We start from the raw sequence: 24,819 nt of genomic DNA on the forward strand, positions 1-24,819 counted from the left end.
TGCCATGACTGCACTGAACCTAGCGCGCCAACTGCTGGACAGCACCCGACGCCACGTCGAGAACAGCGACGACCCTTACGTGATCAGCCGCTTCGGCGATTGGCAGATCCGCGTCGATGTAGCCGCCGCCTTGCTGGAACGCGCCGAAACCCACCCCAGCCCCGTCGCCGCCACCGAAGCGCAGATTGCCGCTGCCGAAGCCTTGCTGTTTGCCAGTGCCACCGAATTCGAATTGACCGGCCAGCGCACCGCGCTGCCGCCGACGCTGGATGACCCGCTGCGCCACAAATACAGGGTTGTCGGCAACTACCACCTCAACGGAGTGATTTGATGTCCCGTGAAATCCGCTTGAATGCCTTCGACATGAACTGTGTCGGCCACCAATCTCCCGGCTTGTGGGCGCACCCGCGCGACCGTTCGTGGCAGTACAAGGACCTGGAATACTGGACCGACCTGGCTAAAATCCTTGAGCGCGGCAAGTTCGACGGCCTGTTTATCGCCGACGTGCTGGGCATCTACGACGTGTACAACGGCAACGGTGACGCGGCGATTCGCCAGGCTACGCAAGTGCCGGTCAACGACCCGCTGTCCCTGATCGCGCCGATGGCGCTGGTCACCGAACACCTGGGGTTTGGCCTGACGGCTTCATTGTCATTCGAACATCCGTATCCGTTCGCGCGTCGTCTCTCGACCCTCGATCACCTGACCAAGGGCCGCATCGGCTGGAACATCGTCACCTCCTACCTGGAAAGCGGTGCCAAGAACCTCGGCCAGAAAGCCCAGACCGAACACGACGCGCGCTATGACTACGCCGAGGAATACCTGGAGGTGTGCTACAAACTTTGGGAAGGCAGCTGGGAAGAGGGCGCCGTGCTGCGCGACCGTGAACGCCGGATCTTCAGCGACCCGAGCAAAATCCATGAGATCCGCCACGTCGGCAAACACTTCCAGGTGCCCGGCATTCACCTGTGCGAGCCTTCGCCGCAGCGCACGCCAGTGCTGTATCAGGCCGGTGCATCCAGCCGTGGCAAGCAATTCGCCGCCGAGCAGGCCGAGTGCGTGTTCGTTGCCGCCCCGTCCAAGGTGCTGTTGAAAAAGACCGTCGCCGACATCCGCCGCCGCGCCGCCGAGGCCGGGCGTGATCCGAGGAAAATCCTGATTTTCAACTTGCAGACGGTGATCGTCGGCGAGACCGACGCACAGGCCAAAGCCAAGTTCGACGACTACAAATCCTACGTCAGCTACGAAGGCGCGATGGCGCTGATCTCCGGCTGGACCGGTATCGATTTCAGCCAGTTCAAGCCGGATGAGCCGCTCAAACACGTGCACACCAACGCCATCCAATCGGCGGTGGAAGCGTTCTCCACGGCCGATCCGAACAAGGTCTGGACGCCGAACGAACTGGCCGATTGGGTGGGCATCGGCGGCTTTGGGCCGCTGTTCGTTGGCGGCCCGCAAACCGTGGCGGATCTATTGCAGGAGTGGGTCGAAGAGACCGACGTGGACGGTTTCAACCTGGCCTACGCGCTGACCCATGAAACCTTTATCGACGCCGTTGACCTGCTGGTGCCCGAGCTGCAAAAGCGTGGCGTGTACAAGACCGAATACGCCCAGGGCACGTTGCGCGAGAAGCTGTTTGGCGACGGCGCACGCTTGGGCGCACATCACCCCGGTGCGAGCTACCGCGACCTCAAGGCCACCACGCTCTAACTGAAACACCTCGGTCACTGTGGGAGCTGGCCGTGTGCTGATCCAAATAATCCCGCCAGCGGACCGCCTTACGCTGGATACTGGGCGAGTGGCCTTGAGTGGAAGCGCCGCTGAACCGTTGGCGCGGGGCGATCTGCATGATATTTACCTGGGTAAACAGTAAGGGCCAGCCCTTTCAAGGTCTTCAGCTATAACAGGCGATAAGTACCCTGTGGCGAGCGGGCTTGTCCCGCGTTGGGATGCGCAGCAGCCCTAAAAAGGAAGAATGCGTTGAGTCAGATACTCCTCGGCCGCTGTTTTTGGGGCCGCTTCGCAGCCCAACGCGGGACAAGCCCGCTCGCCACAGGGATAGTGTTCGCCCTATCAGATAGATTTCCAAAGACCTTGAAACGGCTGACAGTAAGGGCGAACCTGCATGACTGAATCCATCCGCAACGCTGATGTGCTGATCATCGGCGGCGGCCTGAGCGGCACGATGCTGGCGGTGCAATTGCTGCGCCTGCCTGGGCAGCGGCATATCCTGGTGATCGAACCGCGCGCCGAGCTTGGCCGTGGCGAGGCCTACAGCGCGGTCGAACTGGGCCACACTTTGAACGGCAACGCCGCGCGCATGAGCGTTGACCCGGACAACGCCGACGACCTGACCCAATGGCTCACCGACTACATCGGCGCTGGCGGTTGGCCCGAGTCTTTCGAGCAACCTGTGCCGATCAGCGAACTGTTCCCGCCGCGCGGGATTTTTGGTGTGTATGCCCAGCAGCGTTTGGCGCAAGCCAAAGCGTTATCCGCGTCCACCGTCGAGCATGTGCGCGCCGAGGTGGTTGACCTGCAGGTGGACAAGACGTCCACGTTTCTGACACTTGATAACGGCGAGCAATTGCGTGGCGCTTACGCGGTATTGGCCACCGGTATGTTCCCGGCGGCGCGCACGCCACAGACCGAATCCAGCGGCTTGAACGCGGCGGCGGTGGACCCGTGGGACGTCAAGGCCATGGCCCATATCGACCCACAGGCGACCGTGCTGATCATCGGTTCCGGGCTGACCATGGTGGATGCCGTGGTGTCCCTGGAACAAGCGGGCCATCGCGGGCCGATCGAGATTTTTTCACGCCACGGCTTGCTGCCCCACGTGCGACGGCAGCCGCCGAGCTGGGTGGATTTTCTGGCCGAGGACCACAGCGTGCGCAGCCCTCGGCAACTGTTGCGTGAAGTGCGTCGGCAATGCCGGTTCGCGCAGGCGCAGGGCATCGATTGGCAAGCACCGCTGGACACCGTGCGGGCGCACATTGGGCGCTTGTGGAGCCAGGCCAGTGAGCGTGAACAGCGCCAGTTCGTGCGCCATGTGCGGCCGTGGTGGGAAAGCCATCACCATCGCTCGCCGCCGTTGAGCGCGCAGCTGGTGGCGCGCTTGCAGGGTGAAGGGCGGTTGCGGGTTCAGGCGGCGTCGTTCAAGGGCTTGGTGCCTTCGCAGGAGGGTGTACGTATCCGTCTGCGTCATCGCGGCGAGCAGGCGATGGTTGAGGTGTCGGGCGCGGCGCTGATCAACTCGAGCGGCATTGAGTACGACTGGCGCCGCGTCGCCAAGCCGTTGCCGCAGCAGTTGCTCAAGCGCGGGCTGATCCAGCCTGGGCCGCTGGCGTTGGGGATTGCGGCAGATACATCGGGGGCGGTGGTGGATGCTCAAGGTCGGGTGAGTCATCGGTTGTTTGCCATGGGCCCGCCGTTGCGCGGGGTATGGTGGGAAAGTACCGCGGTGACAGATGTGGCGATTCAAGCCAAAGCGCTGGCCGCCAAACTTGCACACCTCTAGCTGATGCAACGTCCGAACTCTCGTGGCATGCAGACTTCCTTGTGGCGAGCGGGCTTGTTGTGGCGAGCGGGGCTGTTGTGGCGAGCGGGCTTGCCCCGCGTTGGGCTGCGCAGCAGCCCCAAAACCCGCCGCCAAAGAGTCCCTGACACACCGCATTCGTCTTCACTGGGGGCGCTGCGCACCCCAACGCGGGGCAAGCCCGCTCGCCACAACAGCCCCGCTCGCCACAACAAGCCAGCTAGCCACAGAGGCCGCCCGCCGATCTTCAGGCCTTAAACCCCAGGCAAAAAAAAGCCCGCTGGGGCGGCGGGCTTGATGTGCAACGTTTGTAACGGATGAGGCTCTACCCTACGTCTCTGAATGTGAATAAAGCGTGAAAAATATGTAAGAGAAACTATGAAAGTAACGACGGGTGTAAACGCGGCGAAAGGCCATCTCCTAGATCTTCCAATGTCCGGCACTTTTGGCCAGTCGCTGGCGCATACCTTCCACATTCGCTGCCAGCTGTAGCGTCAACAACCGATACCCATCCAGAGCGCTGTAAACCGGCGTATCCAGGGTTGGCTCACCCGTTCCCACTGCGCTCGGCCGCTCCAACCGCTCCGTCACCCCAGACTTCAACGCCCGCGCCATCCCGACCAGTTGCACCCGAATCTGCCGGTGCTCAGCCTTCAACATCATCTGCATCCTTGCCATCGCCTGCTCATCCCGTGGGTCCGGCCGTGTATTGCCCAGAATCTCCAGCGTGCTGATGCACATCCTCAAATGCCGCTGGATAGCATCCAGCTCAGTCATGGAAATCCTCACTTCCTTGGACACCGACGGCATTAACGAACGCAATTGCACCATGGCCGCGTTCAGTCGGTTGAGCTGCTTGAGGTGTTCATCGTCGGTGACTGACTGGCCGCTGATGATGCGGCTGTAAATCGCCGCGCAGTCGCGCAAGGCGCTGGCCAGGTTGTAGCGCCACGAGTACACGGCATACAGCGGCAGGGCGAACGAGAAGGCCAGGGCCAGGGCGATGCCGATGAGAATGTCGACGGTGCGCCACAAGCCGTCCGATAGCGGGTTGTCGCCGTGGCCCGCGACGATAAACACGGTGATCGCCGACAGCAGCGCGATGTAGCCGCCTTTGCCGATGGCGTGATAGGAGAAAAACCCGCACACGATGGACATCAGTAAATAGGTCACCAGCGGTTGGCCCAGGTAGGCCTGTTGCGCCACGATCGCCAGGCCGACGCTGGCGCCGATCAGTGTGCCGTAGGCGCGCTCCACGGCTTTTTTGCCGATGTTGCCGTGGTGTTGTAAGCCGCCGATCACGATCAGCATAGTCACCGAGGCCCACTCACCGTGGGGCAGGTTGATGCCGGTGGTGAGCAGGATGGTGGCCAGCAAGCCGATGGACACGCGCACGGCGTGGATCAGCTTGGCGTTGCGGTAGCGGCGGTAGGGATCGAGTAGCGGGCGCAAAAGGCGCCGGGCGAAGAGGGGCAGGTGCAGGTTCATCGGTATTTAGGCGGCCTCGGTAGTCAGGGGCGAACGCGGTCCAGGTGTGGGAGGGGGCTTGCTCCCGATGGCGGTGTGTCAGTCAACTGATTGGTTTCTGATTGACCGCTATCGGGAGCAAGCCCCCTCCCACATTTTTTGATCAGCGTCATTTTTAGAAAATGTAATCGGTCGTCAAAAAGCTCGAATCGCGGTTGCGCAATATGTCGCTGACCAGCGCTTTGTTGCTTTCCTGGAACTTGGTCGCCACGAGTGTGCGGATCGAGAACACGCGCAAGGCGTCATGCACTGACAGCGTGCCTTCGGCGGAGTTCTTGCGCCCGTTGAACGGGAACGTGTCCGGCCCGCGCTGGCACTGGGCGTTGATGTTGATGCGGCCGACCTGGTTGGCAAACGTATCCACCAGCCGCCCAACTTCCACGGCATTGGTGCCGAAGATGCTCAGTTGCTGGCCGAAATCCGAGTCCAGCACGTAGTCGATCACCTTCTCCAGCTCACGGTAGGGCACGATCGGCACCACCGGGCCGAACTGTTCCTCGTGGTACACGCGCATTTGCGGGTTCACCGGGTACAGCACCGCCGGGTAGAAGAACGAACCGCGACTGGTGCCGCCATGGGCATTCACCACCTTGGCGCCGTGTAGCGCTGCATCGGCCACCAGCGCGTTGAGGTAATCCACTTTGCCGATTTCCGGCAGCGGGGTCAGCGACACGCCGTCTTCCCAAGGCATACCGGGTTTCAACGTGGCGAGCCTGGCGTTGAATTTCTCAATGAAGCTTTCGACCACGTCTTCATGCACAAACAGGATTTTCAGCGCGGTGCAGCGCTGGCCGTTGAATGACAGCGAGCCGGTCACAGCTTCGCTCACGGCATTGTCCAGATCGACTTCGGGCAACACGATGCCAGGGTTTTTCGCGTCCAGACCGAGCGCTGCGCGCAGGCGATGGGGTTTTGGATGCAGTTTTTTCAGGTCGCTGGCGGCCTTGTTGGTGCCGATAAACGCAAAAATATCAATCTTGCCGCTGGCCATCAGCGCGCTGACGGTTTCACGGCCGCTGCCGTAAATTACGTTGATCACGCCTGCCGGAAAGCTGTCGCGGAACGCTTCCAGCAACGGGCGAATCAACAACACGCCGAGCTTGGCCGGCTTGAACACCACCGTGTTGCCCATGATCAATGCCGGGATCAGTGTGGTGAAGGTCTCGTTCAGCGGGTAGTTGTAAGGGCCCATGCACAGCGCCACGCCCAGCGGTACGCGGCGGATTTGGCCGAGGGTGTCCTGCTCCAGCTCGAAGCGGCTGGAGCGGCGGTCGAGTTCCTTGAGGGCATTGATGGTGTCGGTGATGTAGTCGCAGGTGCGGTCGAATTCTTTCTGCGAGTCCTTGAGGTTCTTGCCAATCTCCCACATCAGCAGCTTGACCACCGCATCGCGTTGTTCGCGCATGCGCCGCAAAAAGGCTTCCACGTGCTGGATGCGGTCGGCCACGCGCATCGTCGGCCACTCACCCTGGCCCCGGTCGTAGGCGCGCACGGCGGCGTCGAGGGCAGTGAGCGCCGTCTCGGCATCCAGCAGCGGCGTGCTGCCGATGTGCACGCGTTCATCACCCAGTTGCACCGGGCTTTGCACGGTGGCCAGTGGGCCGTTCCACACCTGCAACTGGCCATCGACCAGGTAATCACGCTGTTCAATAGGCGCTGCCAGGCGGAACTGTTCGGGAATGTCGGCGGCGCAGGTGGGAAACAGCTGGGCGAGCAGGTCGCTGGTGGTCATGTCGCTACCCCAAGAATAGTTGCAAAACATGACTAGAGAGTCACCTATCAGAGGGCCGAATGGCAAGCGCCAGACGCATCACAGCAGCCCGCCGGCCAGGGCCACACCCAGCGCAGCGCCCAGTTGCCGGGCGGTATTGAGCATGCCGGCGGCGATCCCTGCGTGTTTTTGCGCGACCACGCTCATCAGCGTGGCGGTGGCGGCGGGGGTGATCAGGCCTGCGGCGAGGCCGATCATCGGCATTGCCATGATGATTGTGAAGCGCGAGGGCGTTGCCGCCGTCGCCAGCAGCAGGCCGAAGCCCGCCAGGTATAACACCAGCGCGCCACCGATCAGCCGTCCACTGCCCCACGCGCGAACCAGGCGCCCCGCCAGCAGGCTGCCAATGCTGACTGACACCGTCAGCGGCAGGAATGCGAGGCCGGTCCATAAAGGGCTAAAGCCCAAGGTTCGCTGGAAATACAGGCCCAGTAAAAACATCAGGCCGTACAGCAACAGTGCCGACACCAGGGACACTGCCAGGCACGCGTTGAATACCGGGTTACCGAACAACCGCAGAGCGCTCCAACCTCGTGCACGGGGGTGTGGAGGGCTGGCCGCAAGGCGCGCGGTGAGGGCGATCGCGAGCAGCCCCAAGGGCAGGTTGGCGAAAAAAATACTGCGCCAGCCCAAGGCCTCAATCAGCACACCGCCCACCAGCGGCCCGGTCGCCATGGCGATGCCGCCACAGCCGGCCCACACACCGATGGCCGACACGCGCCCGGCCGGGTTGTGGAGGTAGGCAGCGTTGATCAGCGCCAATGAAGCCGGCACCAGCAACGCCGCGCCGACCCCTTGCAGCACCCGTGCGGCCACGAGTGTGACGGCGTCAACGGCGAGGCCACACAGCAACGACGCGAAGGTAAACAGCAGCAAGCCGATGAGATACAGCCTGCGTGCGCCAAATCGATCTGCCAGGGCGCCACCGCCGAGCAATAAACCGGCAAAACTCAAGGTGTAGGCGCCGACCACCCATTGCAGCTCGGTGATGTCGCTGTGCAATGTGTTGGCGATGGGTGCCAACGCAACGTTGACGATGGACGTGTCGAGGATCACCAGCACGTAACTGAGGGACGTGGCGGCCAGGACGCGCCGTTGCGTCACGAAAGGGGAAAGCATCGCGGGTCATCCTTGAAAGAGGCAGGTGGCGAATCTAACGCGAGGGCATGCGCCGATGCTTCGATACAGGCCGAAGCATGCGGCTGTCCGACGCGTTTATACTCGGTGGCACTTGCCGGAGATGCGCCATGTCGACCCCACTCACCTTCACCGAAATAGCCGGTTTGATCGCTGAGCCCGCCCGCGCCGCGATCCTGTTGGCGCTGTTCGACGGGCGCGCGCTGCCCGCTGGCGAGCTGGCGTTTGCTGCCAGGGTGACGCCGCAAACCGCGAGTACGCATCTGTCCAAACTGGTCGCCGGTGGGTTGCTCGCCTGCGAAACACAGGGCCGTCATCGTTATTACCGATTGGCCGGCGCGCACGTGGCCCAGGCCATCGAATACCTCAGCGCCATCGCGCCGTTGCCGACCATCGCGGCCAAGCCCGCGAACCGTCAGGCCGAGGGGCTGCGCTTTGCGCGCTGCTGCTACAACCACCTCGCTGGGCAACTGGGCGTTGCAGTGACCCAGGCGCTGGAAAAAAATGGCTACGTGCGCGCCATCGGCGATAAGCACTTTGAGGTGTTCCCCGACGGGGCCACCTGGTTTCACTCGCTGGGTATCGAAACGGGTGCCTTGCAGCCGGCGCGTCAATGCCTGGACTGGACCGAGCGCACCCACCATTTGGCTGGGCCATTGGGGGTGCAACTGCTCAATGCTCTGTGCGCAGCCGATTGGCTACGCCGCTCGAAAGACTCCCGCGCAGTCTCTGTCACGCCCAAAGGGTGGGCGCAGTTCAAGACGCAATTGGGCCTGACGCCGCGTGATCTGGAAAACCCCGAGCACAAGCGCGCGTGCGCCGGGTAAACTGCGCGGCTTTCTTGAAGGAGTTCACATGAGTCACTACCAGCCGGGCATTCTTGCCGCACCGGTGCCGTTGCAGGCACGCCATCTGTTTTTCGCCGTTGATGTGCTCGCAGCTGTCCCCGCTGCGTTGGACGCGCTGGTGCACCTGACGGATTCGGCCGCAGTGGTGGGTTTGGGTGAGCCGCTGGTAAACGCATTGGGCGCGCAGGTTGACGGGCTGCGTGCATTCCCCGCCGTGAGTGCGCCGGGCGCGCACAACCCGTCGACTCAGCAGGCGTTGTGGGTGTGGCTGCACGGTGTGGATCGTGGTGAGCTGCTGTTGCGCAGCCGCACAGTTGAAAAGGCTCTGGCGCCGGCGTTTCGCCTGGTACAGATGACCGAAGGCTTTCGCTACAAGACCGGCTTTGACCTGACCGATTACGAAGACGGCACCGAGAACCCCCACGACAGTGCCGCCGTGGACGCCGCGTTGACCGACAGCGGCGCCAGCTTCGCCGCGATCCAGCAATGGCAGCATGACCTTGATGGTTTTGCCGCGTTGCCCGCCCACGAGCGCGACCACATCATTGGTCGTCGCCATGGCGATAACGAAGAGTTGGACGACGCGCCTGAGTCCGCGCACACCAAGCGAACGGCCCAGGAAAGCTTTACCCCGGAAGCCTTCGTGGTTCGACGTTCCATGCCGTGGGCGGAGAATGGTCAGGCGGGGTTGATGTTTCTTGCGTTTGGCCATTCGTTTGATGCGTTTGAAGCGCAGTTGCGGCGCATGAGCGGGTTGGAGGATGGGATTGTTGACGGGTTATATCGCATCAGCAAACCGTTGACCGGTGGGTATTACTGGTGCCCGCCACTGAAGGATGGGCATCTGGATTTGAGCGCTATTGCTGTTACACCAACACTCTAAAACTGTGGGAGCTGGCAACCAGCTCCCCTATTTGATTGAGGTTGGCTGTTAGATCACCCCCCCCACACCAGGCGCTCACCGCCGCCCAATATCCCAGGCAGATCAGCTGTTTTGCATATCCATCCGCACCGGCTGCATGGGCGCAAGCAGCGGCATCATGGCGGCGTCGCGGCAGTGTCGGCAGCCATACACGCCGAGCAACACTGGCTCTCTCACCGCCGGCTCCGGCGCACGCTCAAACCAGGTCGGCGCGACGAACCGGTAGCCCTGGCCTGCGGCCGTGGCGATGTAGAACGCGTCATCGTCGCCCAAGGCGCGTCGGATCGCCCTGATCTGCGCGCGTAAGTTGCATTCTTCCACCACCCGTTTGGGCCAGGCAATGTCGAGCAACTCGGTTTTGCCCATCAGCTCGCCGGGCCGCGAGGCGAGTGCCAAGAGCAGGGTCAGGGCGCGATTGCCCAGGGCCACGGGTTGCCCGTGCTTGAGCAGCAGACGACGTTGTGGCAGCAGGCGGAACGGGCCGAAGTGAATCTCAAGAGAAGCGTCATCGGTGAGGTGGCTGCGAGTCGAGTACGTCATGTGATTAAACCTTTTCTCGTTGGAAAAACAGCGTGGCGCGCTCCCTTTTGGGCCAGGCTGCCAGAGAGGATGAAAATGTCGCTGAGTAAGCTCAAGGTGCCTTCCTATATAAGCGCGTGCGAACTAACAGTTCCGGCTATTAGTGCAACTGCACTAATCGGTTGTTTGAAATTAGTTGCTCGAAGTCATTAAGGTCGTTCGCGCCGTGCTATCAAACGCGATGATTAAGTCGCTTTTGTTACAAATGGAAATATCTGGGAAGTTAGGCAAAAGGCTATTAGTGAAAAATGTGAACTCGACACGAAAAATGGTGCGCAGGGCGATCCGGATACCCCTCAACATCTGACATCATCCTGCAAGTTTGCTGTCCGTTGCGGTATCAAGAGCCAGTAAACATTGGGTTTTGCCGTGTTTTGTTTTTTTGATAAAAGTTCAACGCCTTCAACGAGAGGAGTTTTTCTCAACGCTAGGTTGAGCAACACTTTTCACGCCTTGTATCTGAAACGTTTCACAAGCTTTCACAACGAAGCCGTTTTGATCGTGAGTAGTATGGATCCCATGCAAACCAGCAACGGTTCGAAGGCTCACTGTCTGACGTGTTGGGCATTCACCGGTTTGCATACTTTCAGCGTGCTGTTGCGCAACTGAATAACTTCCCTATCGATGCAAGGAGATGAACATGGCTGATGTCCCACCAGTAAAAGCAGGCGGCGCCGACGACGCTATCGCGAAGATGGAAGCGACCTTCAACATGGCTATCGAGAAGTCGGCCAAGATCACCGAAATCAGCACCGCGAAAAAAGCTGAGCTTGACGCTACCAAACAGCGTCCGCAGAACTGATTTGCCAAACGGGCGGCGCCGGCGCTGCCCGTTTACCCATCGTTTTCGTTTCAAAAAAACCGAACTATAAAAAACGTTGCACCGTTGTTGATCCACGCAGGCGTGCATGCGGCCTGTGATTCTCAAGGGGGCAAACCCAAACATGACAGCCTTGATTTCCTTGGGCCCGGTCGCCGGTATTGGCGCACCGACCCTGACTGTGACCGGCGGTTTGCATCAGGGCAGTTCCCTGATGCTCGACCGGCCTGTCTACACCATCGGCGCGGACCTCGCGGCTGATCTTGTGCTCAGCGATCCAGGCATTGCCGGTGCTCACCTGCGCCTGCGGTTTTTTGAGGGCGGCCACGTGGCCGTTGAGGCCCTGGGCGGCGACGTGCTGCTCGGTGGCAACGTGCGTATTCCCCAAGGCAGCGGCCATCGCGCGCGGCTGCCATTGCAACTGCGCATTGGCTCGGCCAGTGTGAGCCTGGCCTTGCCCGAAGGTGCTGAAAAACCGTCGGATGCCCCGCGTAAATACACCCCCTGGATTGTCGCGACCGTGTTGCTGTTCATGTGTGCGGGTGCGTTGGCCTTTCGCAACGACCCACCGCCAAGCCCAGTCGCCGCCGCCGTCGATGCAGCACCCGTAAAAAAGACCTCCCGTGAGCAGGCCAAGGCCTGGCTGGAGCAACAACTTCAGGCCGCTCACCTGGACGCAGTAAAAGTCAGCAACAGCAACGGCCAGCTCAGCGCCGTCGGCAGTTTTGAACAATCACAAAAACCGCAATGGCTGGCCTTGCAACAAGCCTTTGACCAGCGCTACGGCCAGCAAATCGTACTCAACCCCAAGGTGGCCGTGCGCGCCGATGCCGCGAACCCGCGCGTGCGTTTCCAGGCCGTGTGGTTCGGCACCAACCCTTACGTGATCAACGACAGCGGCAAGCGCCTGTACCCCGGCGCGGCCCTGGCGGACAACTGGGTGCTGGAGCGCATCGAGAACAACCAAGTGATTCTCGCCCGAGGCGAGGAGCGCTTCACTTTCACGTTATGACCACGCTTTTTAGCTAAGGCCCTGGGATGAAAGTCGAACCCCGCCCGTTAATTCCCAGTGATGTGCGCAGCGCACCGGTCGAAGCCGTTCGCCCGGTCAACTCGCGCCAGGCTACCGCCTTCGAAGCGGTGCTGAAAACCCGCAAGACCCAAAGCCGCCGCTCCCTGCGCAGTGACCTCGAAGAACTCACCAGCGCCGCTGGCGTGGACTCGTTGCTGTTTGGCAGCGCCCGTTCCCTGGAGCTGCTGGAGCATGTGATGGAACACATCCTGCCGACGCTCGACGCCGAGCCGGAAATCAAAGCGTTGGCGCATGCCTTGATCAGTGAAGAGATCGAAGCCCGGCGCAACCTCGAACAGCAACGCTCGGAGGTACATGCCTGATGGCCCGCGAGAACCACGACGCCGTGCAACTGCTCAAGGGCATCGGCGAACTGTACCGTCGCAATGGCCAGTCCCAGCGCGCGCTGGTGATGCTGCTGATCGCCGTGAGCGTCGCGCCGCGCGACGGCGTTTTGCTGCGTTCGCTGGTGCTGGCGTTTACCGACAGCGGTGACGCCACCCGCGCCCTCGGCGCCCTCGACCGTTTGGTGGCGCTGGAAGGCGAGTCCGCCAGCCTGTTGCTGCTGCGCGCCCGCGCGTTGTGGTACGGCGAGCGCAAAGACGAAGCGCGTCAGTGCTTCAAACGCTATTTGACTGCACGCAGGGCCAACGCATGACCTTGCTCAACCGCCTGAACAACCTGGCGCGCATGGCCGCGCAGCGCACGGACGTGATCATCGTCGCGTTCATGCTGATGGCGATTGTGATGATGATCATCCCGCTGCCCACCTATTTGGTGGATGCGCTGATCGGTCTCAACATCGCCCTGAGTATCCTTATCCTGATCGTCGCGTTCTACATCGGCCACTCCGTGGAATTCTCCGCGCTGCCGCCGCTGATTCTGCTCAGCACGTTGTTTCGCTTGTCGCTGTCGATCACCACCACCCGTTTGATCCTGCTGCACGGCGACGCCGGCCACATCGTCAAGGCCTTCGGTGACTTCGTGATCGCAGGGCAAGTGGTGGTGGGCATGGTGGTGTTCCTGATCATCACCGTGGCGCAGTTCGTGGTCATCACCAAAGGTGCCGAGCGCGTGGCGGAAGTGGCCGCGCGTTTTACCCTGGATGCCATGCCCGGCAAGCAGATGAGCATCGATAACGACCTGCGCAACGGCGATATCGACCAGGCCGAAGCCCGTCGCCGTCGCTCGCGCCTGGAGCGTGAAAGCCAGATGTTTGGCGCGATGGACGGCGCCATGAAGTTTGTGAAGGGCGACGCCATCGCCGGTCTGGTGATTCTGGCGGTCAACCTGCTCGGCGGCATGATGATCGGCATGATCGAGCGCGACATGCCGTTCGGCGTGGCGGTGCACACCTACTCGCTGCTGACCGTGGGTGACGGCCTGATCGCACAGATCCCGGCGCTGTTGATTTCGGTGGCGGCGGGCACTGTAGTGACGCGCGTGAACAGCGATGGCGAAGCCGGCGACCTGGGCAGTGAAATCATCAAGCAACTGGGCGCCAGCTACCGCGCGCTCGGCTTGACGGCCTTGATTATGATCGGCGTGGGCCTGCTGCCGGGCTTTCCCACATGGGTTTTCCTCGGGTTGTCCCTGGCCTTTGGCAGTGCCGCCTTTGTGATGTATCGCCGCCACACCCGTCAGCCTGAGGGTGAGATGGAGGTGTTGGCTGAAGTGCCGGAACCGGTGGCGGACGTTCAGGCTGAACTGGACGACAACCTGTTGCCCGACACCCGCGTGTTGCTGACCATCGGCAATGGCGTGTCCCAGAGTGCGCCGCGTCAATTGCTGCGTCAGCGGATTGAAGCCTTGTGTCACGACATCCGTACCGAACTGGGCGTGGAGGTGCCGGTGCCGGGCATCTATATGGAAACCAAGGCGCCGCCGGGTGGTTTTCGCGTGTCCCTGGAAGGCGTGCCGGTGAGTGAAGGCGAGATGCCGGTCAACTGCCTGCTGTTGCAGGACGACCCGGTGCACGTGCAGTTGCTCGACATCGCCACGCTGCAATTCGATTCGCCGCTCAATGGCCGCAGCGCCCACTGGATTGAACGTCAACACGAAGAGACCTTGCGCAACGCCGGCATCGGTTTCCTGTTGCCCGATGAAGTGCTGCGCGGCGTGCTGGAGCGCAGCCTGCGCCGCTATGCCGCCGACTTCCTCGGTATTCAGGAAACCCGCTTGTTGCTCGAGCGCACCGAAGCCACCTACGGCGAACTGGTCAAAGAAGCCTTGCGCTTGGTGCCGCTGCAACGCGTCGCCGAAACTTTCCGCCTGTTGGTCGGCGAAGGCGTCTCCATCCGCAACCAGCGCGCCTTGCTCGAAGCCATGGTGGAGTGGGGCGCCCGTGAAACCGATGCCGGGCGTTTGGCCGAACACTTGCGCGCAGCGTTGGCGCGCCAGATCAGCCATCAATACGCCGACCGCAACCGGGTGATTGGTGCGTTGGTGTTGGCTCCGGGCCTGGAAGACCAATTGCGCGCCTCGTTGCGTCGCCAGGAACCCCAACGTGAATTGATCCCGGAAGACGTCAGCCGCGCGTTGCTCGTTCAACTGCGTCAAGCCTGTGAGAACACCCGCGAGGCCAACAGCGCCGTGTTGCTGGTCCACCCGGAACTGCGCCGCAGCCTGCGTCGCCTGGTGCTGCGCGGCGAGCTGGAATTGGCAGTGCTGTCGTTCCGCGAGCTGGCCACCGAGTACAACCTGCAAGCGCTGGTGACCATCAGCCTCACCGATATCTCCAACCGCCGCGCGCCTGCCGCGGCTTCCGTCACCCCCCTGGCGTCTGCCTCATGATGCGTTTTTGTGTGCTGTTGCTGAGTCTGTTTGCGTGCGTGTGCCAGGCTCAGGAGATTGCCGCCGGTGCCGGTGGCTCGATCAACTTGGCGTCCGGCGAAGGGCGCATCCTGCATTTTGTCGCGCCGGTGGAGTCGGTGCTGGTGGCCGAGCCTAACGTGGCCGACCTGCAAGTGGTGTCGCCGGGCACGATTTATATCTTCGGCAAGGCGCCGGGCGCGACCAGCCTGATCGCCCTGGGCGAAAACGGTAAGCAACTGGCGAGCTTGAACCTGTCTGTCAGCAGCGCTACCCAAGGCGTGAGCGCGCCGATGCAGGAACTGCATCCGGGTAACCGCGCGCAGATCACCGGCGCGGGCAACCGCCTGATTGCCAAGGGCAGCGTCGGCTCGGTGGCTGAAGCGACAGACCTGAATGCGCTGCTCAACCCTCAGGGCCAAGGCTTTCAAAGTGCGATCAACACCACTGAATACACAGGCTCCGCCCAAGTGAACCTGCGCGTGCGCTTCGCCGAAGTGTCGCGTTCCGAACTGCTGCACTACGGCGTGAACTGGAATGCGATGTTCAGCAACGGCACGTTCTCGTTTGGTCTGATTACCGGTGGCGGCTTGGCGGCAGCGACAGCCGGCGGCCTGGCCACCGCAGGCACCGGCTCCGGCAACGTGAACATCGACGGCATGCTGGATGCGTTGCAGGCCAACGGCGTACTGCAGATTCTTGCCGAGCCGAACATCACGGCCATGACCGGCCAGACCGCGAGCTTCCTCGCTGGCGGCGAAGTGGCGATTCCGGTGCCGGTCAACCGTGACCTGGTGGGCATCGAATACAAGTCGTTTGGTGTGTCGCTGCTGTTCAACCCGACCCTTTTGCCCAACGGCCGCATCGCCCTGCAAGTGCGCCCTGAAGTCAGCAGCGTGGTCAGCGGCGGCACCGTGGATTTCGGCAACTTCCATGTGCCGTCCTTCAGCGTGCGCCGCGCCGACACGCGGGTGGAAGTCGGCAGCGGGCAGACCTTCGCCATCGCGGGCCTGTTCCAGCGTGAAAGCAGCCAGGACATCGAAAAACTGCCGCTGCTGGGCGACTTGCCGATCCTTGGCAACCTGTTTCGCTCCAAGCGTTTTCAGCGCAATGAGACTGAACTGGTGATTCTGATTACGCCTTATCTGGTGGAGCCGGTGCGCGCTCGCACCCTCGCCACGCCATTGGACGCGCCACCGGTTACCGCAGCAGCCACCGGACCGCGCAGCGGCGGGGCGTTCGGTTTCTACATGAATTGAGGAGGGGCTTGCGATGACTGTTTTGCGTGTGTTGATGCTGCTCCCTCTGGCGCTGATGGGTTGCCAGACTCACTTGGCGCCGGTGTATTACTCCTCCGAGTTTCGCGCCGATGGTGTGCCGACTCAGTGTCAGCAGCCGCCTGCGACTGACACGATTGGGTTGGGCGAGGATTTCAAGCCGACTCTGGCGTTGGGCTGTGCGAATAATTTGAATTTGATGCAGATGGTGGAGCGTAAGCAGGACCTGGCCCAGGGCCGCGCCACGGGGCCTGCGATGGCGGCGCCGGTGGGGCGGGCGGCGCAGGTGTATATCGAGGGGTTTGATCGGGAGCAGTTGCAGCGGCGTAAGGATCAGCAAGAGGCCAAGGCGGGCGCTACCGGAGGTCAGCAATGACCCGTTCTACACTGATCTCCGGTGGGAGCTGGCTCCCAGCCGCCCCAAATCTACCTGGCACTCCCCAATCAAACTGTGGGAGCTGGCTCTCAGCCAAGCCATATCTACCTGATGCCCCACAGTCCAACTGTGGGAGCTGGCTTGCCTGCGATAGCGCCCTCCCAGCCAACCCATATCTACCTGATGCCCCACAATCAAAATGTGGGAGCGGGCTTGCTCGCGAAAGCTATGTGTTAGGCGATACATTTTTTGGGGCGGAGTACATATCCATTGTTGTGGTAACGGCCACCTATGGTTCCGCTCTTACAGCGGGTCACTTTTGGAAGGACCCAAAAGTAACCAAAAGGTCCTCGCCCCACCACTCGGCACCTCGCTTAGGCTCGGTGTGCCCTCACTCCGGCTTGAATCCGTGGGCCGCCGCGATGGGCCATCCTTGGCCCAGCGCGGCTAACCCGGCGTCCTGCCGGGTTGCCCACGGATTCAAGCCTGCGTTCGGCCAGCGTGGTTTTACGGGGCGACTGAGATCCAAAGCAGATCAACAGCCAAATCAAAAGCGGGAGAGCGGTTTGTCAACGCGGGTCAACCAAACCCAGTTCCTTGGCTTGCGCCACCGGGTCGCTGATGGCCTTGATGCGCTTTGCTTCCGTCATCAGCCGTTCGCGCTCGGCCGCTGGGATGTCGTCCAGCGGCAGGCCGGCAACCCGTTTTTCGTAACCGGCCAGCACCATCACCAGCAGTTCATTACGCTGATGCCTTGGCAGCGCACGGGGCGATTGGGTGACGGGGGCGATGGTGTCGAGGGCTTGTTGCGATTGCCCGCCGAGGGCGTAGGCCAGGGCGAGGTTGCAGCGGTTGTCGAGGTCGTCGGGTTTGAGGCTCAGGCTTTTGGCGAAGGCGGTTTGGGCTGCAGCGGCCTGGCCGTTGAGGATTTGCGCGACCCCCAGGCGGGTGTAGGCGACGGGCAGGTGGTTGATCTCGGCCGCCTGGCCCAGAGCGGTGACGGCGCGTTGGGTCTTGCCCAGTTGCAGTTGGGCAGTGCCGAGGCCGAGCAGGGCGTCGGCGCTGTGGGCGTCAACGCCAAGGGCTTGCTGGAAGGCGCGTTCGGCGCCGAGCGCGTCTTTGGCGTCGAGCCTGGCTTGGCCGAGCTTGAGCCACAGGTCGAGGCTGGCTCCCGGTTGCTGGGTGGCGCGCTCGTACAGCGCGGCCGCGCTGGCGTAGTCGCCGCGTTTGCTCAGGTCATCTGCCAGTTGCAGGGACTTGTCGGAATCGCTCGCCGGTTTGCTGGAGCAGGCGGCGAGAAGCAGGGTACTGGCAAGCAGAAAATTCTTGGACATCGTCACAACTCGTCTGGCGAAGGCGGAGGCCATGTAAGCATATTTTTGATGGCCGTCCTATGCCTGGTCGGAACACGTTTGGCCAACGCCGCCGAAGAGCCCGCGTGGTTTTCGCAACCCTACGCCTACGTGCTGGTGGACCAGGATGTGCGCAGCGCCCTGGAAGAATTCGGCCACAACCTCGAGGTGCCGCTGGTGCTTTCGGAGAAGGTGCGCGGTAAGGCGCGCAGCACCGTTCGCGCGGCCACCGCCGGTGAGTTTCTGCAAACCCTGTGCAGCACCAACGGCCTGACCTGGTACTTCGACGGCAACCTGCTGTACCTCAATACCAGCGACGAAATCACCACCAAGTTGTTCAAGTCCAGTGCCTTGAACCTGGATCATTTGCAGGCCTACCTGAACAACCTCGATGTGTTCGGCCAGCAGTTGTCCATGCGCAATGGCCCGGAGGGCGATGAAGTATTCGTGTCCGGACCACCGCCGTATCTGGCGTTGGTGCAACAGCACGTGGATCACCTGCAACCCACACGCGTGGCCGCCCCGGTGGCGCGCGTGCAGGGTGTGCGGGTGTTTCGCGGTGCGCAAGTCAGTACTGAAACCCCCAACTGATAAAGGAGCAGCACCATGTCTGTAACGGCCGTAGACAGCAACCTCGCCCCGGGTGGCGCCAGCCCTGAAGCCAAGTTCAATGCCGCGGTGGATAACGCCAAGGCTGCCGACAAACCGACGGAAACCACGGACGCGGAATTCAACGATGCATTGATCACCCAGGCCGTCACCATCGGTGGCCAGTTCATCATCATGCCGAAGATGCAGGAACTGCTGAACGACGCCATGTCCGATGACGACGAAGAGTAGGAAACGCCCATGACTATCAGTCTCGCCGCTGGCGCCTCGGCCTTGCCGCCGTCCGCCGGCGCGGGGCCCGCCGGGGCCTCGCAGAATCTGTTCGAGCACATGGCCAATACCGCCAAGGGCATGCCCGAAGGCGCGAGCCCGCACCAGATCGGCTCAGGCTTGATGGAGCGCATGAACAGTTTTATCGACCGCACGCGGGCGTTTTCCGAGCGCGCCGATGTGCTCACCAACAACCCGTCGGCGCCACCACCGGCCTCCGCGGAAATTCGTACGGCGAGTGCTTCGCCGCAAGCTGAACCGGGAAAAAAAGTCGGCGAGCAACAGGTCGATCAGATCGTCCATTCCCTGGGCAAGATGTTCGACTACTCCATCGAAACCCAGATGGTGGTGCGCGGTGCGACGCAGATTTCCGGTTCCGCCAACACGTTGCTCAAGGGTCAATAACGCCATGCCAAGCCAAAACCGTGCCCTGCGCCTGTTGCTGATTGGCTTGCTCGCCAGCCTGTTGCAGGCGTGCAACACCGACCTCTACACCAACCTCAGTGAGCGCGACGCCAACGCCATGGTCGCAGTGCTGCTGCGCGGCGGCATTCCGGCGGAGCGCAAGACCCAGGACAACGGCCAGCTCAAGGTCGTGGTCGATGAGGAGCGCTTCGCCGAGGCCATGACCCTGCTCGACAACGCTGGCCTGCCGCAGCAAAGTTTTTCCAACATGGGCGAGGTGTTCAAGGGCAATGGCCTGGTGTCGTCGCCAGTGCAGGAGCGGGCGCAGATGATCTATGCCCTGAGCGAAGAACTGTCGCACTCGGTGTCGCAGATCGACGGCATCGTCGCCGCCCGTGTGCACGTGGTGCTGCCAGACAATGACTTGCTCAAACGCGTGATTTCGCCGTCGTCGGCCTCGGTGTTGGTGCGCTACGACCCCGGCACCGATATCAATACGCTGATCCCGCAAATCAAGACGCTGGTGGCCAACGGCATCTCCGGCTTGAGCTACGACGGCGTCTCGGTGACGGCGATCAAGGCCGCCGTTGCCATCAGCCAGAACCCCGCGCAGCCGCGACTCGCACGCTTTATGGGCCTGTGGATGCTGGAAGACAATGTGCCCCAGGCGCGCTTCATGTTTGGTGGCTTGTTGCTGATCGCCCTTGGCGCACTGGGCGTGTTGGCTCGCCAGCACTGGGCGCGGCGCCAATCCCAGGCGCTGTATGTGCTCAAGGAGGGTGAATGAGCCCTTTTGAACGCTGGCGAGGGCTGATCGCCGAGCCCTTGAAGTTTGTGCGCGGGTCGAGCCTGGGCGCGTGTTTTGCCTATGACCTGCCGGATGAGGCACTGCAGGCCATGCAGGCCCAGCCACGGTTTCGCCAGCGCCTGGAAAAATTGCTGGTCAGCCATTACCAGTTGGCGCCGCTGGAGCGGCTTGTTTCACCATTGGCCGCTGACTTGCCGGTGTTGCTGCTGTCGCACGCGCAGTTTGCCCGCCTGCCGAGGTTGTGCGGTGCCATCTGGCATGCCTCGACCTTGAGCCGCGAGATCCGTCGTGATGTGGTCAACGAGTTGCGCGCAGGCCTCGGCGCCGAGGTATTCAGTCAAGCCCTGGCGCTGCGGCAGCTGGGTGGCGCGGCGGATTTGCTGCGCGACCCCGCCGAGCTGATCGAAGCCATCGACCGCGACGGTCAAGGCTGTGTCGCCGCCTGGCTGCAGGCTCAGCACGCCGATTTTCAGGGCTGGCTGCGTTTGCGTTTCGATTTTCCCCAGGGCCACAGCGCACGCCTGCCCCGCGACCTGGAGATCGTTCAGGCCGCTGCCGCGTGCCTTGCCGCCGAGGACATTGCCCGATGAGTGAGTTACCGAGCCGCCCGACCGCGCGCATCTTGCGCGCTGAAGACGCCGCGCTGTGGACGGAGGGTTTTGCCTTTCTGCAAGCGGCCAAAGACCAGGCCGCGCAGGTCAAGGCCGACAGCGACGAATGGCTGCAAGCCGCCCGCGCCGAAGGGTTTGAGAGCGCACGGCAAGAGGGCGCCGAGCAGGTTGCGCAATTGCTCGTGCAGACTCAATCCCAGGTGCAGCACTACTTGAGCAGCCTGGAAACGTCACTGGCCGACCTGGCCTTGGGCATCGTGCGCGAGGTGCTCGGTGAACTGGACAATGCCGACCGCGTGGTGCGCTGCACGCGTCAGGCGTTGAGCGCGTTTCGTCAGGACCAGGCATTGACCCTGTGGGTTGCGCCCGCTGAAGTGGACGCCTTGCGCCAGCGTCTCAAGCTCGAAGGCCTGGCCATCGCCGTGGACGCCGATGAACAGTTGAGCGCCGGTCAGGCGCGACTGAGCAGCGCCGCCGGTTCCGTCGAACTGGGCGTTGAAGCGCAGTTGCAAACCCTGCGCCGCAGCCTGTTGCCGTTCGCCGAAGAGGGTGTGGCATGAACCTTGAGCAGTTGCTGCCGCGCTTGAATGAGCGCCTGGCTCAGGCGCGGCTGCGGCCGATGCACGGCACGGTATTGAGCATTCGCGGCGTGTTGCTGCGCGCCAGTGTGGCCGGCGCGAGCATCGGTGAGTTGTGCCAGCTGCGCGACCCGGGCAGTGGTCGCAGCCTCAGCGCCGAGGTGATCGGCTTTGATGGCGACGAAGCAATCCTGTCGCCCATCGGTTCCATGGAAGGCCTGTCGACCCGCACGCAAATCACCGCCACCGGCGAGACCCTGGGTGTGGCGGTCGGCGATGCGCAGCTCGGGCGGGTGATCAGCCCCATGGGCGATTTCCTCGATGGCGACGGCACTCCACCGACCGTGGCCTTGCAGCGCTACCCGTTGCACGCCGAACCGCCTGCGCCGTTTTCGCGGCAGTTAATCGTGCGTTCGATGGCGTTGGGCATCCGCTCCATCGATGGCTTGCTGACCCTGGCCCAGGGCCAACGCATGGGCATCTTTGGCGAGCCCGGCGTGGGCAAATCCTCATTGCTCGCCAGCATCATCCGCAACAGCGAAGCCGACGTGATCGTGATCGGCCTGATCGGCGAGCGGGGCAGGGAAGTGCGCGAGCTGCTCGACGTGCAACTCGACGCCCAGGCCCGCGCGCGCACCGTGGCGGTGGTCGCCACGTCGGACCGTCCGGCGGCCGAGCGCGTGCGGGCCGCGTTTGTTGCCACCACGCTTGCCGAATACCACCGCGATCAGGGGCGCAATGTGCTGCTGCTGATGGACAGCCTGACCCGTTTCGCCCGCGCCCAGCGGGAAATCGGCCTGGCAGTGGGCGAACCGCCAACGCGGCGCGGTTACCCGCCGTCGTTCTTTTCGGCCTTACCGCGCCTGCTGGAGCGCGCCGGCCCTGGCCCCACCGGCAGCATCACTGCGCTGTACACCGTGCTCACCGAAGGCGATGCCGCCAGTGACCCAGTGGCTGAAGAGGCGCGGTCGATCCTCGACGGGCACATCGCCCTCAGCGCTGAATTGGCCCAGCGCAACTACTTTCCGGCGGTCGACGTGCTGCGCAGCCGTAGCCGCTTGATGGAGCAGGTTGCCGGTGAAGAACACAAACGCCTGGCCATGCGCATCCGTGAACTGATGGCGCGTTATGGCGAGATCGAGATGCTGATCCGCGTGGGTGAATACTCCGCCGGCAGCGACCCGTTGGCCGACGAAGCCATCACCCGCCATGGGGCTATCGAAGCCTTTTTGCGCCAGAACGCCGGCGAGCCGAGCAGTCTGGAACAGACCCTGATCCGCATGCGCCAGGTGTTGGCATGAGACCCCAGGGATGTACCTCGACCCTTTGTGGGAGCTGCATGGGTTTACAGAATTGTTGTGCCGGCATGAAGAAGGAGCTAATCCAATGAAAACCAGTGAATTGCGCACCCTGCAAACCCTGCGGGTGCTGCGCGAACAACGCGCCGCCAGCCAGTTGGCAGCCCAGCAACAGCGCTGCGAGCAAACCCACGGCGTACTCACCGACGCCAAGGAGCAACTGCGCCTGCACCGCGAAGCCATCGCCGAGGAAGCGCGTCAGGTGTATGCGTCCCTCACCGAAGGGTTGTCGGTGGCCAGTTGGCAGGCCGCGCAAGACCGCCTGCGCGGGCTGTCGGATGACCAGCAAGTGCTGGAAAACGACGTCACCCACGTGTCCACCACCCTGCAAAGCCAGGAGCGCGAGCGTGACCTGTTTCGTCAGGAGCGCCTCAGCCGCCAGCGCCAGTCCGACGCCTGGCAAAGCCTGGTCGAAGGCCGCGAAAGCGATGAGCGCCGCATCGGTGAGTTGCGCGATGAAGGCGTTGGCACATGATCGCAGCCCTTGCCGACTCACTGTCGCCGTGGCTGACCCACTACGATCCGGCGTTGCTGGCGCTGCATAACCAGCTGCACCGCCGCCGTCGCGCCTGGCAGGGCCGTTGCGCCGGGCAGGACCTGCGCGTGAGCTGGGCCGCCGAGTCGCACAGCCTGAATGCGCCGCGCGATGTGCTGTTGTTGCTCGGCCGCGCCCCGGTGCGCCTGCGCGTGTCGGCGGCCGCCCTTGAACAGGTGATGGTGCCGCTGGCGTTGCAGTTCGATGCGCAGCAACTGCCGTCGTTGCCGCGCTCGTTGCTGCTGGAGCTGGCGCTACTCGACCTGATCGAGACCCTGGAGCCGCTGCTCGGCCACCCGGTGCAATTGCTCGAAGCCACCGAAGGTCTGGAACAACGGCCCTTTGCCGTGCACCTGGCCCTGCAATTGAGCTTCGGCAACGGGCCTGCCATGAGCGCGCAACTGGACCTGAGCGAAGGTGCCGCCGTGCTGGTGGCGCAGCTGCTCGCGCACTACGGCGAAATTGAACCCGACCCGCTGCCCGCGCTGCGCCAGACCCTGGCCGTGGTAGCGGGGCGGCAGTGGCTGAGCCTCGGCGAACTGCGCAGCCTGCGCCCCGGTGATGTGCTGATGCTGGAACAAGGCTCGGGCTTGCTGCTCGACCTGGACGGCCGCTTGCAGGCCCGCTGCGAACACCAAAGTGACGCGTTGCGCCTGCTGGAAGAATTGAAAGCGCCCCTTTTGGACATGGAGAACACGATGACTGACGTTGATGCGAGTGCGGCCCTGGATGACTTGCCGCTGAAACTGGTGTGTCAGGTGGGCAGCCTGGAACTGACCCTCGCGCAATTGCGCGAGCTGGGCGCCGGCAGTCTGTTGCAGCTCAACAGCCACGGCGTCGATAACGTCGACCTGATGGTCAACGGCCGCCGCGTCGGCCAGGGCCAACTGGTAAAAATCGGTGACGGCCTGGGTGTGCGCCTGCTGAGTTTTGCCACTCCATGACCGGTTATCAGCCGAACCTGATCGAGATCATCCTGGTTGTTGCGACGATCGGTCTGATCCCGTTGGCGGTTGTGACGCTCACCGGTTTCATGAAGATCTCGGTGGTGCTGTTCCTGATCCGCAACGCCCTTGGCGTGCAACAGACGCCGCCGAACCTGGTGCTGTACGGCATCGCATTGATCCTGTCGGTGTACGTGACCACGCCGTTGATTGGCGACATGTACCGGCAAGTGGAGGGCCGCGACCTCAACATCGAGCATGTGGAGCAGCTCAAGGATTTGGGTGATGCGCTGCGGCCACCGTTGCAGGCGCACCTGAAGCGCTTCGCGAATGAATCCGAGCGCGGCTTTTTTGTGCAGGCCACCGAGACCATCTGGTCGCCGCAAGCCCGCGCCGACCTGCGTGACGATGACCTGGTGGTGCTGATCCCGGCGTTTGTCAGCTCGGAACTGACCCGCGCGTTCGAGATTGGCTTCCTGCTCTATATCCCGTTTTTGGTGGTGGATTTGCTGGTGTCCAACGTGCTGATGGCGATGGGCATGTCGATGGTCTCGCCGAACCTGATCTCTATCCCGCTGAAGATCTTTTTATTCGTGTCGTTAAGTGGCTGGTCGCGCCTGATGCACGGTTTGATTCTGAGTTACGGCGGCTGAACCCTGCAGGGTGAGTGT

Annotated in this window: 27 protein-coding genes and 1 pseudogene; 23 read left to right on the forward strand and 5 right to left on the reverse strand. The window is 62.6% G+C overall.

The features are described 5' to 3' along the window. Positions 1 to 4 precede the first annotated feature (4 nt). From Q7C20_RS08145 to Q7C20_RS08160, 4 genes and pseudogenes are all read left to right on the forward strand, one after another. Positions 5 to 331 (forward strand): acyl-CoA dehydrogenase, encoded by a 327-nt coding sequence (locus Q7C20_RS08145; RefSeq protein WP_375066689.1) that lies wholly within the window; start codon positions 5 to 7, stop codon positions 329 to 331. Then, the gene (locus tag Q7C20_RS08150; RefSeq protein ID WP_375066690.1) at positions 331 to 1,710 is read left to right on the forward strand and encodes an LLM class flavin-dependent oxidoreductase; all 1,380 of its coding nucleotides are present in this window, start codon (positions 331 to 333) and stop codon (positions 1,708 to 1,710) included. Before Q7C20_RS08145 ends, Q7C20_RS08150 begins: the two co-directional genes overlap by 1 nt. Before the next feature lie 73 nt (positions 1,711 to 1,783). After that, positions 1,784 to 1,873 (forward strand): annotated as a pseudogene (locus tag Q7C20_RS08155) (ABC transporter ATP-binding protein); the annotation flags it as partial. Between the two features lie 252 nt (positions 1,874 to 2,125). Further along, positions 2,126 to 3,520, forward strand: a complete 1,395-nt coding sequence (locus tag Q7C20_RS08160) for an FAD/NAD(P)-binding protein (RefSeq protein WP_375066691.1) — start codon at positions 2,126 to 2,128, stop codon at positions 3,518 to 3,520. Between the two features lie 438 nt (positions 3,521 to 3,958). Here the strand turns inward: Q7C20_RS08160 and Q7C20_RS08165 are convergent, their stop codons facing one another. The 3 genes from Q7C20_RS08165 to Q7C20_RS08175 form a co-directional block, all read right to left on the reverse strand. After that, positions 3,959 to 5,020 (reverse strand): FUSC family protein, encoded by a 1,062-nt coding sequence (locus Q7C20_RS08165; protein WP_375066807.1) that lies wholly within the window; start codon positions 5,018 to 5,020, stop codon positions 3,959 to 3,961. Between the two features lie 160 nt (positions 5,021 to 5,180). Continuing rightward, entirely contained in the window at positions 5,181 to 6,797 is a 1,617-nt protein-coding gene (locus Q7C20_RS08170; protein WP_375066692.1) for an NADP-dependent glyceraldehyde-3-phosphate dehydrogenase, read from the reverse strand. A gap of 78 nt (positions 6,798 to 6,875) precedes the next feature. After that, a complete protein-coding gene (locus tag Q7C20_RS08175) occupies positions 6,876 to 7,955 on the reverse strand; it encodes an MFS transporter (RefSeq protein ID WP_375066693.1) in 1,080 nt (359 codons plus the stop codon). Between the two features lie 128 nt (positions 7,956 to 8,083). On the opposite strand from Q7C20_RS08175, the gene Q7C20_RS08180 reads away from it, so the two are divergent. Both Q7C20_RS08180 and Q7C20_RS08185 read left to right on the forward strand, forming a co-directional pair. Beyond that, positions 8,084 to 8,800, forward strand: coding sequence for an ArsR/SmtB family transcription factor (locus Q7C20_RS08180; RefSeq protein ID WP_375066694.1), 717 nt, complete (start codon positions 8,084 to 8,086; stop codon positions 8,798 to 8,800). Positions 8,801 to 8,828: 28 nt separating this feature from the next. After that, positions 8,829 to 9,704: a Dyp-type peroxidase gene (locus Q7C20_RS08185; RefSeq protein WP_375066695.1), complete on the forward strand. Its 876-nt coding sequence runs from the start codon at positions 8,829 to 8,831 to the stop codon at positions 9,702 to 9,704. Positions 9,705 to 9,806: 102 nt separating this feature from the next. On the opposite strand, the gene Q7C20_RS08190 is transcribed toward Q7C20_RS08185, so the two are convergent. Next, on the reverse strand, positions 9,807 to 10,283 hold the full coding sequence (locus Q7C20_RS08190) for a transcriptional regulator (protein WP_375066696.1): 477 nt from the start codon (positions 10,281 to 10,283) through the stop codon (positions 9,807 to 9,809). A gap of 679 nt (positions 10,284 to 10,962) precedes the next feature. On the opposite strand from Q7C20_RS08190, the gene Q7C20_RS08195 reads away from it, so the two are divergent. The 7 genes from Q7C20_RS08195 to Q7C20_RS08225 all read left to right on the forward strand — a co-directional run bounded on the left by Q7C20_RS08195 (position 10,963) and on the right by Q7C20_RS08225 (position 16,678). Next, positions 10,963 to 11,124 carry a hypothetical protein gene (locus Q7C20_RS08195; protein ID WP_016969018.1) on the forward strand — a complete coding sequence of 54 codons (162 nt, stop codon included), beginning with the start codon at positions 10,963 to 10,965 and terminating at the stop codon, positions 11,122 to 11,124. 142 nt (positions 11,125 to 11,266) lie between these two features. Then, entirely contained in the window at positions 11,267 to 12,154 is an 888-nt protein-coding gene (locus Q7C20_RS08200) for an FHA domain-containing protein (RefSeq protein ID WP_348061941.1), read from the forward strand. 26 nt (positions 12,155 to 12,180) lie between these two features. Next, on the forward strand, positions 12,181 to 12,537 hold the full coding sequence (locus Q7C20_RS08205) for a hypothetical protein (RefSeq protein ID WP_348061942.1): 357 nt from the start codon (positions 12,181 to 12,183) through the stop codon (positions 12,535 to 12,537). Next, positions 12,537 to 12,872, forward strand: coding sequence for a tetratricopeptide repeat protein (locus tag Q7C20_RS08210; protein ID WP_375066697.1), 336 nt, complete (start codon positions 12,537 to 12,539; stop codon positions 12,870 to 12,872). The genes Q7C20_RS08205 and Q7C20_RS08210 overlap by 1 nt, the downstream gene beginning before the upstream one ends. Further along, a complete protein-coding gene (sctV, locus tag Q7C20_RS08215; protein WP_375066698.1) occupies positions 12,869 to 15,007 on the forward strand; it encodes a type III secretion system export apparatus subunit SctV in 2,139 nt (712 codons plus the stop codon). The genes Q7C20_RS08210 and sctV overlap by 4 nt, the downstream gene beginning before the upstream one ends. After that, positions 15,004 to 16,284, forward strand: a complete 1,281-nt coding sequence (locus tag Q7C20_RS08220) for a type II and III secretion system protein family protein (RefSeq protein ID WP_375066699.1) — start codon at positions 15,004 to 15,006, stop codon at positions 16,282 to 16,284. The genes sctV and Q7C20_RS08220 overlap by 4 nt, the downstream gene beginning before the upstream one ends. 13 nt (positions 16,285 to 16,297) lie before the next feature. After that, on the forward strand, positions 16,298 to 16,678 hold the full coding sequence (locus Q7C20_RS08225) for a hypothetical protein (protein ID WP_375066700.1): 381 nt from the start codon (positions 16,298 to 16,300) through the stop codon (positions 16,676 to 16,678). 569 nt (positions 16,679 to 17,247) lie between these two features. On the opposite strand, the gene Q7C20_RS08230 is transcribed toward Q7C20_RS08225, so the two are convergent. Next, a complete protein-coding gene (locus tag Q7C20_RS08230) occupies positions 17,248 to 18,012 on the reverse strand; it encodes a tetratricopeptide repeat protein (RefSeq protein ID WP_375066701.1) in 765 nt (254 codons plus the stop codon). Between the two features lie 48 nt (positions 18,013 to 18,060). Here Q7C20_RS08230 and Q7C20_RS08235 point away from each other — a divergent pair, with 48 nt between their 5' ends. From Q7C20_RS08235 to sctR, 10 genes are all read left to right on the forward strand, one after another. Then, positions 18,061 to 18,621 carry a type III secretion protein gene (locus tag Q7C20_RS08235; protein ID WP_375066702.1) on the forward strand — a complete coding sequence of 187 codons (561 nt, stop codon included), beginning with the start codon at positions 18,061 to 18,063 and terminating at the stop codon, positions 18,619 to 18,621. Positions 18,622 to 18,636: 15 nt separating this feature from the next. Continuing rightward, positions 18,637 to 18,870 (forward strand): hypothetical protein, encoded by a 234-nt coding sequence (locus Q7C20_RS08240; RefSeq protein ID WP_078743373.1) that lies wholly within the window; start codon positions 18,637 to 18,639, stop codon positions 18,868 to 18,870. 9 nt (positions 18,871 to 18,879) lie between these two features. Continuing rightward, positions 18,880 to 19,314 (forward strand): hypothetical protein, encoded by a 435-nt coding sequence (locus Q7C20_RS08245; protein ID WP_348058426.1) that lies wholly within the window; start codon positions 18,880 to 18,882, stop codon positions 19,312 to 19,314. 4 nt (positions 19,315 to 19,318) lie between these two features. After that, complete coding sequence (sctJ, locus tag Q7C20_RS08250; protein WP_375066703.1) at positions 19,319 to 20,101, forward strand: type III secretion system inner membrane ring lipoprotein SctJ; 783 nt, start codon at positions 19,319 to 19,321, stop codon at positions 20,099 to 20,101. After that, positions 20,098 to 20,712 carry a type III secretion protein gene (locus tag Q7C20_RS08255; protein WP_375066704.1) on the forward strand — a complete coding sequence of 205 codons (615 nt, stop codon included), beginning with the start codon at positions 20,098 to 20,100 and terminating at the stop codon, positions 20,710 to 20,712. The genes sctJ and Q7C20_RS08255 overlap by 4 nt, the downstream gene beginning before the upstream one ends. Next, on the forward strand, positions 20,709 to 21,293 hold the full coding sequence (gene sctL / locus Q7C20_RS08260) for a type III secretion system stator protein SctL (RefSeq protein ID WP_375066705.1): 585 nt from the start codon (positions 20,709 to 20,711) through the stop codon (positions 21,291 to 21,293). Before Q7C20_RS08255 ends, sctL begins: the two co-directional genes overlap by 4 nt. Next, a complete protein-coding gene (locus Q7C20_RS08265) occupies positions 21,290 to 22,612 on the forward strand; it encodes a FliI/YscN family ATPase (protein WP_375066706.1) in 1,323 nt (440 codons plus the stop codon). The genes sctL and Q7C20_RS08265 overlap by 4 nt, the downstream gene beginning before the upstream one ends. 85 nt (positions 22,613 to 22,697) lie before the next feature. Next, entirely contained in the window at positions 22,698 to 23,144 is a 447-nt protein-coding gene (locus Q7C20_RS08270) for a hypothetical protein (RefSeq protein WP_375066707.1), read from the forward strand. Further along, positions 23,141 to 24,148 (forward strand): type III secretion system cytoplasmic ring protein SctQ, encoded by a 1,008-nt coding sequence (gene sctQ / locus Q7C20_RS08275; protein WP_375066708.1) that lies wholly within the window; start codon positions 23,141 to 23,143, stop codon positions 24,146 to 24,148. The genes Q7C20_RS08270 and sctQ overlap by 4 nt, the downstream gene beginning before the upstream one ends. Beyond that, positions 24,145 to 24,801 (forward strand): type III secretion system export apparatus subunit SctR, encoded by a 657-nt coding sequence (gene sctR, locus Q7C20_RS08280; RefSeq protein WP_375066709.1) that lies wholly within the window; start codon positions 24,145 to 24,147, stop codon positions 24,799 to 24,801. Before sctQ ends, sctR begins: the two co-directional genes overlap by 4 nt. Positions 24,802 to 24,819: the final 18 nt, after the last annotated feature.

Origin of the sequence: Pseudomonas sp. AMR01, from assembly GCF_041946035.1 — a bacterium.
In the GTDB taxonomy this organism is placed as follows: Bacteria; Pseudomonadota; Gammaproteobacteria; order Pseudomonadales; family Pseudomonadaceae; genus Aquipseudomonas; species Aquipseudomonas antarctica_B.